The 12,626-nt window shown below is 53.9% G+C and carries 11 protein-coding genes and 1 other annotated feature; of the genes, 3 read left to right on the plus strand and 8 right to left on the minus strand.

The window, feature by feature from the left end:
• Positions 1–14: 14 nt before the first annotated feature.
• The 5 genes from IPM31_15985 to IPM31_16005 are packed head-to-tail and all read right to left on the minus strand — an operon-like array spanning position 15 to position 4,793.
• Positions 15–242, minus strand: coding sequence for a hypothetical protein (locus IPM31_15985; GenBank protein MBK9008480.1), 228 nt, complete (start codon positions 240–242; stop codon positions 15–17).
• On the minus strand, positions 243–1,379 hold the full coding sequence (locus IPM31_15990) for a GNAT family N-acetyltransferase (protein ID MBK9008481.1): 1,137 nt from the start codon (positions 1,377–1,379) through the stop codon (positions 243–245).
• An 8-nt stretch (positions 1,380–1,387) separates the two neighbouring features.
• Positions 1,388–2,227, minus strand: a complete 840-nt coding sequence (locus IPM31_15995; GenBank protein MBK9008482.1) for an MBL fold metallo-hydrolase — start codon at positions 2,225–2,227, stop codon at positions 1,388–1,390.
• On the minus strand, positions 2,224–3,216 hold the full coding sequence (locus IPM31_16000; GenBank protein MBK9008483.1) for an NAD-dependent epimerase/dehydratase family protein: 993 nt from the start codon (positions 3,214–3,216) through the stop codon (positions 2,224–2,226). The genes IPM31_15995 and IPM31_16000 overlap by 4 nt, the downstream gene beginning before the upstream one ends.
• The gene (locus IPM31_16005) at positions 3,213–4,793 is read right to left on the minus strand and encodes an AMP-binding protein (GenBank protein MBK9008484.1); all 1,581 of its coding nucleotides are present in this window, start codon (positions 4,791–4,793) and stop codon (positions 3,213–3,215) included. The genes IPM31_16000 and IPM31_16005 overlap by 4 nt, the downstream gene beginning before the upstream one ends.
• 305 nt (positions 4,794–5,098) lie before the next feature.
• Here IPM31_16005 and ablA point away from each other — a divergent pair, with 305 nt between their 5' ends.
• From ablA to IPM31_16020, 3 genes are read left to right on the plus strand one after another with little or no spacing between them, the layout of a single operon-like run.
• Positions 5,099–6,436 (plus strand): lysine 2,3-aminomutase, encoded by a 1,338-nt coding sequence (gene ablA / locus IPM31_16010; protein ID MBK9008485.1) that lies wholly within the window; start codon positions 5,099–5,101, stop codon positions 6,434–6,436.
• Between the two features lie 18 nt (positions 6,437–6,454).
• Positions 6,455–7,108, plus strand: a complete 654-nt coding sequence (locus tag IPM31_16015) for a hypothetical protein (protein ID MBK9008486.1) — start codon at positions 6,455–6,457, stop codon at positions 7,106–7,108.
• Between the two features lie 19 nt (positions 7,109–7,127).
• A complete protein-coding gene (locus IPM31_16020; protein ID MBK9008487.1) occupies positions 7,128–7,778 on the plus strand; it encodes a hypothetical protein in 651 nt (216 codons plus the stop codon).
• A gap of 134 nt (positions 7,779–7,912) precedes the next feature.
• Here the strand turns inward: IPM31_16020 and IPM31_16025 are convergent, their stop codons facing one another.
• The 3 genes from IPM31_16025 to pheS all read right to left on the minus strand — a co-directional run bounded on the left by IPM31_16025 (position 7,913) and on the right by pheS (position 12,028).
• On the minus strand, positions 7,913–8,185 hold the full coding sequence (locus tag IPM31_16025) for a hypothetical protein (GenBank protein ID MBK9008488.1): 273 nt from the start codon (positions 8,183–8,185) through the stop codon (positions 7,913–7,915).
• A gap of 141 nt (positions 8,186–8,326) precedes the next feature.
• Positions 8,327–10,900, minus strand: coding sequence for a phenylalanine--tRNA ligase subunit beta (locus IPM31_16030; protein ID MBK9008489.1), 2,574 nt, complete (start codon positions 10,898–10,900; stop codon positions 8,327–8,329).
• Between the two features lie 69 nt (positions 10,901–10,969).
• A complete protein-coding gene (gene pheS, locus IPM31_16035) occupies positions 10,970–12,028 on the minus strand; it encodes a phenylalanine--tRNA ligase subunit alpha (protein MBK9008490.1) in 1,059 nt (352 codons plus the stop codon).
• A gap of 147 nt (positions 12,029–12,175) precedes the next feature.
• Positions 12,176–12,446: a binding site (T-box leader), on the minus strand.
• Positions 12,447–12,626 lie beyond the last annotated feature (180 nt).

Consider the following 12,626-nt stretch of genomic DNA (forward strand, 5'->3'; position numbering starts at 1 on the left):
TCCTAAATAAATTATTAGACCTCATGCATAAATATCTCTTGCTCAGCCACAGAGACCCCTGAGAAATTCTCTTTTTTCTCTGCGTTCTCTGCCGTCTCGTGGCGCAGGGCGCCACTCGCGGCACGAACGGTGTGGCGAAAATGACTTTCGCAAGAGGTCCATTCAGCAATATGACGCTGGACGTTGAACAGCAGACGGCGGATCATCGCATGGTCTATCGTCCGCTGTCCATTATCCGCCATCTAAAAATCCATTTTCTTGAAATATGGGATCGCAAATTTCGAGAGCCAGCCGATCAACTTCCACGGCGATTGCCGTCTCTTCGGCAAATGCTTGGTATACACCGCATTGTACTCGGTCACCGATTCGCCGCCGCGCGTTTTTTTGAATTTGCCCACCCCGCCGCTGGCATGGACGAGTAATCCGCGCTTCACGCCTTCTTGCAACGTAAGCAACGTGAGCAAGCGATACAAGCCTTCCTCCTGCGGGAGGGATGTGTCGTACCCAAACAAGGGCTGGGTCATCGCGCCATTGCGGACGAAGAAACCCATAATGCCATCCAGCCGTCCATTCTTTTTCAACCCATACAGAAAAAGGGTCTTCTGGTCTCGCGCGAGTTTCAAAAATTCAAACGTGAATTGCGGATTGAAGTAGGAATATTTTTTCAGGTACAACAATTCGTACAAATACGCCGCGCGATGCAATTCATCATCGGATAAATCCCCGCCGTCTACAACTTCATAACCTGCCTTTTTCAACACGCGCGCATCTTCCTTGCATTGACGAGTCTTCAACGAAGCAAGAGGGTCCATGTACCAGACTTGACGACTGAGTACCAAGTCGTAGCCAAGGTTTTTCAGCGCGTCGAGGACGTGAGGATTCTTTTTCTGGTCAACAGAGCGGAACACGATCGCCCGGTCTGGGAAGCGCTCCAGCAACGCTTCGCTCAACGCGGACAGCTGGTCGCCGCTTACCGGCGGATACAAGTTCGTGGAGAGCAGGTAATTATTTACAAAGACCACCCTATCCAATTCCGCGAACCGAAAATACCGGGCAACGGGGTACATCACAAGTTTTATCAAAAACTCAACAGGCGGATTCTCCAAATGCTTCACCTCTTCCAGCCCGCCATAGGAGACGTAATGGCTGTACGGCGAAACGGTATAAGTGTTCTGCGGGTGAAAATCGGTGACTGTCACAGGTATGATCGTCTCGCCGACTTGAACCGCCATGAACTGGGTGTTGTATACATTGCGGATATATTTTTGCAAGCCATCCGTCATCAATGGGATAAGGTAACGGCGGGCATAGTCCCCATCTTCCGTTGGTGGGAATTGAAGCGCGTGGAGATTCTCACGGGTGAAGAGTTCGGCTCGCATGGACACAATCAACGCGCTGGTTTATTTTCAAGCGAGCGGATCGTCACTTCGCAATGGGATGGGACGATGATCGTATTGGGGTGAGTCAGATAATGGGAATGTAAATCGCCCAGGGTCTGACGATAGGCTTCGGGATCGGAGAAAAGGAAATTTGCGATCGTGTGCGGCGGGCGGTTTTCAATCACCGACCGTTTGAGCCAAGCCGCATCTGCAACAAAAAAGAAAAGTTTGCCATCGTCATCGCGGGCGAAGATTCCCATTTGCCCATACGCATGACCGGGGAGTTCCACGCCGATGATCGATTCGTCGCCGAGCAGGTCGTAGCCGGTGTTAAATGGCGCATACTCTGCGGATAAAAGGATCGAGTTGGTCACATCCACTTCGTGGGAGCGGGAGTCAAAATCTGAGGGTACGAGTCCGCGCAGGAAGGCGTGTTTGAGATCCTCGGAGGGCGTCGAGTGGCGGAGTCGGCTAAAGGCGTGAGGCAGGTAGACGAAGCGGGACCAAGCCAAATCGGGGAGTGAAGCGATATGATCCGCGTGGAAGTGGGAGATGAAGACGTGTGAAATATCCTTGAGTTGCAGGTTGAACGTTGAAAGTTGATTCGCGATCAAGTCTTCTTCGCGAAGGGTTACTGGAGTCATCCAGCGATAAATGCGGCGCGGGAATCTTATCGTCTCATCGAAAAAACGGAAGGAATAACCGGTGTCGAACAGCATCGCGCCGAATGTTGGATGACGAAAGAGGGCGAACATCGCGGGAAATCGAATCGAACGCCAGCGCCCGCCGCGAATGGCAAGATGCTCGGGAGCCGTGCAATACCCCGCGTGAAGGATGTCGATCTTCATTTTGGATTCCTCTCTTTCCACCATTTCAAAAATCGCGCAACGCCTTCTTCAATCGAAACTTTGGGTTGATAGCCGAGTTCGTTCCGCGCCGCGGAAATATCGAGCGTGGAATTGTTCGCCATCATGCTGACAGACAGCCTCGTCAGCGGCGGTTCGGGGCTGAACGGGACGAGCGAGTAAACGAATTCCAGCGTTCCCGCAACGGCATCAGCGGCGCGATACGGAATCTTTCGGCGAGGGCGCGGATAATGCAACTCATCGCAGATGCGCTCGATCAATCTCCAAATTTTCACGGGTTCGCCGTTGGTGATATTGTATTTTTTGCCAAGCGTGCTTGCAGGCGATTCTGAACACAGCAATAACGCATCCACCACATTTTCGATGTAGGTGAGGTCAACGATGTTTTCGCCGTCGCCAAGGATGGGAAGCCTGCCAGATTTTAAGCGGGGAATCAAACGCGGAAAGATGACCGTGTCGCCTTCGCCGATCAACGCGCGCGGGCGGATCGAGACCACGGCAAGCCCGTCCGCAAAACCTTTGTCAATTTCTTCTTCCGCAAGAAGTTTGGTGTGAGCATAGTTGCTGACGGGTTCGGGCAGTGGATCGTTTTCCTTCACGTTCGTCCGCGAGTTGTAATTGAAGTAAATGCTCGGCGTGGACACATACACGAGTCTCTTGATTTTGTTTTCCAAACACGCCCGCGTCACGTAGCGCGTGCCGATCACGTTGGCTTGATAGAACCGTTCGTAATTTCCCCAGGGCGATGGGAACGCCGCGCAATGGAAGACGATCTCCTGTCCTTTGAACGCGTCGAGCAATTGGTCTTTCTTGCTGATGTCGGCGCGAAACGGATGGACGCCCACGTCTTCCAATTCGTTCAATTTTTTGGGGTTGCGTCCCAGCCCGGTCACATCCCAGCCCATGCCATGCAGGCGGCGGACTAACGAGCCGCCCAAAAAACCAGTCGCGCCGGTGACTAACGCTTTCACGAGAGTCTCTTTTCCGCAAGCGCCTTCAATTCTTCGCGGATGATCTTGGAGTTATGCCGCGCGTCGGTTGGGAATCGTTTCATAAATAAAAATGTTTCGATCTGCGAAGCCTGCCGGTGACTCTTTGCCATTTCTCTCAACTCGCCGATGATTTTATCTTTGTTTGACCCCGCTCGTCGTTCCAATTCCACCCACAGAACGGGCTTGCGGTTTTCCTCAACCAGCGCGGTTCTCTTTACACGAGGATGCGCGTTGAAGATATTTTCGATCTGCTCGGTGAACATCACGCCATCTTTTGTGACCACGCGGTGAGATTTTCTCCCGCAATACCACAAGCGGCCTTCTTCGTCGAAATATCCCACGTCGCCCATGCGGTGGATGATCTCATCGCCGAATTTTATTTTGGATAAACGATCCGCTTCTTCTCGATGAAGATAAGCCCGCGTCGTTGCCAGACTTTGAACTGTGATCTCACCAGCGGCATTTGACTCCACCTCAAGCGACTCCCTCCACTCTGCGATCGGCTCGTCGGTGATCGGAATGATCCGCACGGTCACGCCTTCGATGGGTTTCCCCAGGCAGATGCCCGCGCCGTGCGCGGTCTTTTCTTTCAAGGCAAATACCTCGCGGCTTTCGACCTTGGTAATGGGCAAAGTCTCCGTCGCGCCGTAGATGCCGAAGAGGTCGGTATGATCATCGAGAAGCAGGCGAAACTTCTCTTGCAAGTGAATCGTCGCGGGCGCGCCGGCGGTAATCACGCGCTTGAGCGAAGGCAATTTATGATTCAGCGAATGGTAGGCTTCGTCTGCCAAAATCTCCAGCACAACAGGCGATGCGAACATATTTGTGACGTTGAACCGTTGAATCGCCGAGATAGTCTTTTGCGGGTCTGTCTTGCCGGGGACTGGGAAGGAAATATCCGGGACGACCGCGGTGACGCCGAGCAAAATATCAATCAGGGCGTAGAGCGGGAAGGCGGCGAGGTCAATCTCATCCGGCGAGATGCGAAACGTGTTTTGAAGCAATTCCAACTGAGCGGCAAAGTTGGCGGACGTGTAGACCGCTCCCTTGGGTAGCCCTGTGGAACCGGAGGTATAGATAATGGCAACCGCAGACGATGGATCATGGACGATGGGCGATGGGACGATCTTTGACCTTCGACCTTTGACTTTCTCGACGGTCAAACTATGCTTGATAGAATCCCGCCCCCAGCCAGACAAGATTCGCAACGTGTGAGTCAGCCAAGTACCGAAATATATCTCCGGCTTGGATTCGGCGATGACCTCGCCGATTTTTTTCAATCCGATTGCCGGGTCGAAGACCACCGGCACGATGCCGAACTTGAGCAACGCCAACGCGAACGGAAAAAATTCCGCGCTGGGGGGAGTCATCACCACCGCGACAGCGCCCGGGGTGAGCGAGCAGGCTTGAAGTCCCGAAATGAATCGTTGGGTCTGGTCAAAAAGCGAACGGTAGGTAATCCGCTTCCATCCGCGCATCCGTTTTGAAAAATAAATAATGGCGGGTTTATCGGGCTGTGAGGCGGCGGTTCGCTCAAAACGGGCAAGGAGTTCCATTTGCGTCTTTGTGATTGTAGCCCATTGCATACAGAACTTACGCAGTTGGCGGGCAGTTGGACTGCCGCCGCCGCAGTGCAACTACGGCGCAACAGGTTCAGTGATTGTAGCCCATTGCATAGAATTCTTTCAAACCCGCCAAAAGTGACATTGACCCTATTTTTGTTTCCCCGTACAATTCAATTCGCTATGAAAGCGTGCGTGCATAATGCCGGGTTCTTCCGCCCCGACCATGATCCTCCATCTTGTTGGTTTGTCGTGTCTGTTTGAGTCGTATCCAACTCTAACCCCCGGAGGAAAATCCCATGTCTGAACCTTTTGTTTCCAAACGCGCCCCGATCTACGCCGACGTTCCCGATGAAAAGTGGAACGATTGGCGCTGGCAACTCAGCCACCGCATGAACTCGGTGGAAGAGATCGAAAAAGTTTTACCCCTTACCGACTCGGAACGTAAAGCCCTGCAAACGCAAGGCTTGTTCCGCGTGGATGTGACACCCTACTTCATTTCACTCATCGATCCGAACGATCCCAACGACCCGACCCGCAAACAGGTCATTCCGCTTTCGGAGGAAATGCAATCGTTCACCGCGATGATGGAAGATTCGCTGGCGGAAGACCGCCACTCGCCGGTGCCCGGGCTGGTCCACCGCTACCCCGACCGGGTCCTCATGCTGGTGACCACGCAATGCGCTTCGTACTGCCGCTATTGCACGCGCTCGCGCATCGTCGGCGACCCCGGTCAAACCTTCTCGCGGCACGAATTCGAGATGCAGATCGAATATCTCAAACGCACGCCGCAAGTGCGCGACGTTCTGCTCTCCGGCGGCGATCCGCTCGTGCTCGCGCCAAAAATTCTTGAGGAAATTCTCAGCCGCCTGCGCGAGATTCCGCACATCGAGATCGTGCGCCTCGGCACGCGTGTGCCGGTCTTCATGCCCATGCGCGTCACGCAGGAATTGTGCGACATGCTCGCAAAATATCATCCGCTGTGGATCAATATCCACGTCAATCACTCGAACGAAATTACGAAGGAACTCGCCGAAGCCTGCGACCGTTTAACGAGGGCGGGCATCCCGCTGGGCAATCAATCTGTGCTTCTCGCGGGCGTGAACGACAACGTCCACATCCAACGCAAACTTGTGCAAGACCTCGTCCGCATCCGCGTGCGGCCGTATTACCTCTATCAGTGCGATCTGGTCGAAGGCGCGGGGCACTTCCGCACGCCCGTCGCGAAAGGAATCGAGATCATGGAAGGCTTGCGCGGCCACACCAGCGGCTACGCCGTCCCGCAATACATCGTGGACGCGCCGGGCGGCGGCGGAAAAATTCCCGTCATGCCGAATTACCTGATCAGCATGTCTGACCACAAGATCATCTTGCGCAATTACGAAGGCTACATCACCACCTACGAAGAGCCGACGGATTATGTGCCGAGCGACGCGGCAAAGTTCAAAGGCGAGAAGCGCATGGAACCCGGTCAAGCCGGTGTATTGGGTCTGCTCGACGGCGAGCAGATGTTCATCAAGCCGGAAGACTTCGATCAGATCCACGACCGTCACGGAATCCAACACCGCCTCAAAGACGATAAGAAATGGCAGCCGCTTGGCATCGGCGACGGTTCGTCCGCACCGAATCAGAAATAACCAACCGAAGGAGATACTATGCACCAAACTAAATTACGATTTCTGCTCTCAGCCGCGCTTGCGATCATGGCGGTCACTGCCTGTTTCCCGCAGGCGGCAACGCCAAACCCGCAAGATACGGCAAACCAGATTGCCACCGTGGTCGCATTGACCATCTCTGCGGCGGGAACGCAAACCCAAGCCGCCCAACCTATCGCGACGAACACCACGCTTCCCACCCAGACCGATTCTGCTCCCCCGACTGAGACTCCGTTCGTCCCTTCGGCGACACCGTTCGTGCTCGTCCCGCCGACCCCAACGCTTGTAGTAGGCGGAGGCGGAGGCGGCGGTGGAAGCGCTCCCCCTCAACCGTATGAATGCACCCCCGTAAGCAACAAACCGCGCGACTTGACTGTGTTCAAGAAAGGCAATGAGTTCGATATTAAATGGACCATCGTCAACACCGGCACAAAGACCATCCCCGCCAAGCACGATATTAAATACTTCAGCGGCACAAAACTGATGAAAGACCCCAACGACACTTTCCGCGAATTCGGCGTGGACCTCAAACCGGGCAAATCGGTAACGATCATCATCGACGCCGTCGCCCCGGCGGAAAAAGGCAAACATGTGATGACCTGGGTGGTGGAAGGCAATATGTGCTACCCGTACATCGCGATCGTTGTGGAATAAATGTAGAGCGGCTTCCATGATGCTGAAAAAGAACGCGTTGATCTGGCTGGCGGCATTGGTATGGGTAATGGCTTGCCTGCCAACCGCGGCGGGTCAACAGCCTGTTCCAACGACCGACCCCGGCGCGATCAACACGTTCATCGCGCAGACGGCAAACGTCGCATCCTCACAGACTGCGGCGGCTTTGCCCACATCAACCGCCACAGCGACGTTTACTCACACGCCCGGCGCGACTGAAACAGCATCGCCTACACCGACGAACACGTTTATTTTCATCCTGCCCGGGCTTGGTCCCTCTGGCACCGCCACTTTAACCAACATCACCAGCGGAACGAGCAAATCTGAATATGGCTGCGAGGTGCGCGAGGTCGACCCGATCAAGGGCACGATCCTCGTGGCGCGGCAGGATTTCACCGCCACCTGGCTGGTGAAAAACATCGGCAGAAACGACTGGTACCGGGTGAATATGGATTATGTGTACACCGGCGGCGACAAACTCCACAAAGTGGAATCGTACAGCATCCCTAAAGGCGTGGACTCGGGAAAGCAAGTGTACCTGCCGGTGGAAATGGAAACGCCAAAAAACAGCGGCTCATACACAACTCGCTGGTCATTGGTTGTCGACAACCACTACTTTTGCCCAATGACGTTGACCATCGTTGTGCAGTAGGAACAACTCACAAAAATAGGACTTACGCAGTTGAACCTGTTGCGCTGTAGTTGCACTGCGGCGGCAGTACAATTGCCCGCCAACTGCGTAAGTCCTGAAAAAAAAACGGCGACCAGAACTGGTCGCCGTTTTTGCTATTCTGTGGTTGGCGGAGTCGCGTCTATCGCATCCGCCTTTTTCCGCAGCGTGAAGAAACCCACCGCCACTGGAATAAGGATGGCGATCAGCGAAAAGCACAGCATGCCGTATCCATAAGCGGGCGGCGTTTGCCCGGAAGAACCGCCTAACTGGAAACTTCCGTTACCCGTAATCGTGCCGATGCCCATAATGCAGGCGAATAACGCGCAACACCCGCAAATCACAGCGGTTGCAATGGTTGCGATCATACCGGTATTTTTGTTGTTCATTTTTTCTCCGTTGAATTGAATTTTTTCAAGTATACAACATTCAACGCTAACTGCGTAACTCTTTTGTTCATCCAGCACGATTTGCCAAGCAAATCAAGTTCCTATGTTCATCCAGCAGTTGAACTGCTGGATGAACAAATATTAACTGCGTAACTTCGCGCCGACCTCATGCTCCAGCCGCTTCACGATCTTCGTGCGGATCGCCGCCGCCTCGGCATCGGTCATCGTCTTCTCGGATTGATACGTGAGACTGTACGCCAGCGACTTCTTCCCCGCGCCGATCTTTTCATCGCGGTAGACATCGAACAAGCGGACGCGGGTGACGGTCTTTCCGCCGGTCTGCCTGATCAGCCCTTCGACGCGTTCCGCCGCCACCGATTCATCCACGATGATGGCGATATCCTCAAGCACAGGCGGGAATTCGGAAACCGGCGTGATTCCATACGAAGGCGCCGCGCTTTGCAAAGCGTCCAAATCAAACTCAGCCACGATGACCGGTGAATCTTCGAAATCATATTTCTCTTTCACCAGCGGATGCAGTTCACCGAACACGCCGACAATTTGTCCGTTCACTTTCACGTCGGCAGATTTGCCTGGGTGCAAATATGTCACGCTGAGCGATAGCGAAGCGTCTGTTGGGGTGTAGGAAATGCCGCTCAGGCGGAGTCCGCTCAACAGGAGTTCGAGGCGTCCTTTCATGTCGTAGAAATCGAACGAAGCGGAATCCTTCACATCCCACGCGGACCGAGTCCGTAATCCAGTCATTGCGATTGCAAGTTTACGCGGTTCGTTAGGTAAATTATTTTTGTTCGGCTCGAATACAGAACCGATCTCGAACATCGAAATCGATTCGGCGCGCGCGTTCTTTTCGACATTTTCCAAAAGCGACGCGAGCAGACTACGGCGCATCACGCGGCGCTCGGGCGCGATGGGATTCGCAAGCGTGACATACTCATCGTGCGCAATGAGTCGACTCTCGCGTTCGGGCGAGGTCATGCGATAACTGACGACCTCCTGCACGCCGAGGCTGGTGAGAATATCGCGGGCATGTTCCTCCCACTCGTGTTTGGGATTGCCGATCTGCGGGGGGAGCGAATCGGACATGCGCGTTTCGGGGATGCGATCATAACCATAGACGCGCGCGACCTCTTCCAACACATCCGCGAGACCGACAACGCCTTCGCCGATGTCGAGGCGATGCGGCGGCGTTTTGGCTTTGACAGAGTCTTTTTCCACTTTACATTCAAACTCGAGGCGCGCGAGGAGTTCGGCAATTTGTTTCGCGGTGAGATCAATGCCGAGCAAACGCTTCACATCTTTCGTCGTGACTGTGATCGTCGGGTCCTTCGGCTTGAGCGGATACACATCCACGAGATCAGGCGCGATCTGCCCGCCCGACCATTCCGCCATGAGTTCAAGTCCGCGCTTCACGCCTTGCTCCGCCATTGCGGGATGCACTCCGCGCGAAAAACGGAACGAGGCTTCGGAGAGAAGATTGTGCTGTTGCGCCGTTTTGCGAGTGACGATCGGATTCCACGACGCGCCTTCAAGCAAAACTACGCGCGTCTTTTCGGTGACCTCCGATTCTTCGCCGCCCATCACGCCTGCCATTGCTAGCGAACCTTTTTCATCGCACACCAAAACATTCGCGGATGTGAGTTCGCGTTCCGTTCCATCGAGGGTTTTTATTTTCTCGCCATCCTTCGCGGCGCGGGTGATGATCTTGATTTTACGGTTGGACAAATTGGCAATTTGTCCTACGCGAGAAACGAGCACATCATAATCAAACGCATGAAGCGGTTGACCGATGTCAAGCATCGCGTAGTTGGTCGCATCCACGATGTTGCTGATGGGACGCATCCCCGCCAGCCTCAATCTCCGCTGAATGTGATATGGACTCGGCTTAATTTCAATATCGCGGATCAATCCCGCCACAAAGCGCGGATTGAGTTCAGGGCTGGTGACTTCGATTTCGACGAGTTCAGTTACGGACTGCGTATTGCGTACTGCGTTCTTTACCTGTTTACGTGTTTCCGTGTTTCCGTGTCTACGCATTTCTCGCCCCGTCAACGCCGCCAACTCCCTCGCGATACCGATCACGTTCGCATTCCGCGCCATGTTCGGCGCAACGGAAATATCCAGCACGGCGTCGCCCATGTAATCGGCGAGAGACATTCCCACAGGAGCATCGTCGTCGAGCAGGATGATGCCCTCGTGTTCTTCGGAGATTCCAAGTTCTTTTTCGGAGCAAACCATCGAATACGATTCCACGCCGCGGATCTTTGTCCGTTTGAGGGTCATCAACTGCAAGCCCTCCGCATGACCGTCGTAGAGGGTTGTCCCCTCTTTCGCGTACGCGGCTTTGATCGGCTTGTCGAGTTTGCCCGTCCCTTTCAGGTGGAAGATATTCGGCGCGCCCGTCAACACGGTTTGACTCTCCTTGCCGTCGAATAGATCAAGCAGAGTCAATCGGTCCGCGTTGGGATGCTCTTTCACCTCGCGGATCTCCGCCACCACGAGTTTTTCTTTATCCCACGCAATGCCGCTGGTCTTGAACTCGTGCTTTTCGCCGTCTTTATATTCGGGCATTGGCAAGCCCGCATACTTGATCTCATCCACTTCGAGACCAGCCAACGTCAACTTGCGGGCAATATCTTCAACAGACAAGCCCTCTAAGTCAATATAATCTTTCAGCCAAGAAATAGGTACTTTCATAAATTTATCCTTTGCACAAAAGAGAATTAGAGAAATAGAGAATTCTCTAATTCTCCAATTCTCTGTTCTTTAGAACTGTTCAAGGAAACGCAAATCGTTTCCCCAGAAATAACGGATGTCGTCAATCTTGTATCTCAACATCAACTGACGTTCAGGTCCCATGCCCCACGCGAAACCCGAATAACGCGACGGGTCATAGCCTCCGTTTTGCAACACGACGGGATGCACCATGCCGCAACCCAAAATTTCGAGCCAGCCTGAATTTTTGCACACGCCGCATCCCTTGCCGCCGCAGACGAAACATTCCACATCCACTTCGGCGGAGGGTTCGGTAAACGGAAAATACGACGCGCGGAATCGCACGCGCGCGTGTTGACCGAACATGCGCCGCGCAAAATCGGCGAGCGTGCCTTTCAAGTCGGCGAAGGTGATGTTCTCGCCAACGACGAGTCCTTCCACTTGATTGAATTGGATCTCGGAACGCGCGGTAATTTGCTCGTAACGAAAACACATCCCAGGCAACGCGATTCGGATCGGCGGCGGGTTCTCGGGATTCGTCGCGGCGTATTCACGCATCGCATGAATCTGCCCCGGCGATGTATGCGTCCGCAACACGATCGGGTTATCGCCGCGTCCCTCCGCCTCGACAAAAAACGTGTCCTGCATATCGCGCGCGGGATGGTTCGGCGGAAAGTTCAGCAATTGAAAATTGTATTCATCCGTCTCCACTTCGCGCGACGTGTACACCTGAAAACCCATGTCCGCGAGAATGCTCAACACTTTTCGCAACTGTTGCGTAGACGGATGCAGTCTGCCGACATGCACGCCTCGTCCGGGCAACGTCACATCCAACGCGTCTTCTTCGAGGGATTTCGCCAGCGCGGCTTCTTTCACGATCTTCGACCTCTCCTCCAGCGCGGACTCTAACGCCACTTTCACACGGTTCGCTCCCTGACCTACAACTGGTCGCTCCTCCTTCGACAGTTTCCCCAACCCGGCAAAGACCGTCATCAGCGGGGAACTGCGCCCAAGATGCGACACGCGCCAAGCCTCCAGCGCGGTCGACTCCGTGATGGATTGCAAAGCCTCCAGCGCGGATTTTTCGATTTCGTTCAATTGATCTAACATACTGCCTCCAAAATCAAGATGAGGAGAGAATAGAAAGTAGATAAGTAGATAAGTAGATAAGTGGATAGCAATCTTTTCAGTGGAACTAATCTCTATTCTCTATTCTCTGCTCTCTGCTCTTCGCCAAACAAAAACCTCCCGTCCACAAAATGGGACGAGAGGGAATTCTCGCGGTACCACCCAAGTTAACCATCCTTCATCAGAACGATTCGCTTTGCGCCGACAGTCATCGGCATCTCTTGTAACGTTGAGAAAACGGTTCTGGCTACGCGGTACGACAAAATTAATTTTGTCGCACGTTCACACGAACGGCTCGAGAGGGAACTTCGACCGGGTTTGGTTGAGCGCGGGTTTCAGCCATTGCTCGCGCCTCTCTAACAACCTTTGCCGGTGTACTTTCCTCTGTCCCAGCCTTTAAAATGGGGTCGCCTGTTGGGGTGTATTATCTGCGGAAACGGGAGGATGTCAAGGCTTGTGATTCTTTCAAACGCATCGTTGACTCCGTGTTTCTCCAGCAGTTGAACTGCTGGAGATACTTGAACGGAAACGGGAGGATGTCAAGGCTGAGGAAAAGTTTCCGCGGGCGAGGCAGGTAAAA

It is taken from the genome of Candidatus Defluviilinea gracilis, from assembly GCA_016716235.1.
In the GTDB taxonomy this organism is placed as follows: Bacteria; Chloroflexota; Anaerolineae; order Anaerolineales; family Villigracilaceae; genus Defluviilinea; species Defluviilinea gracilis.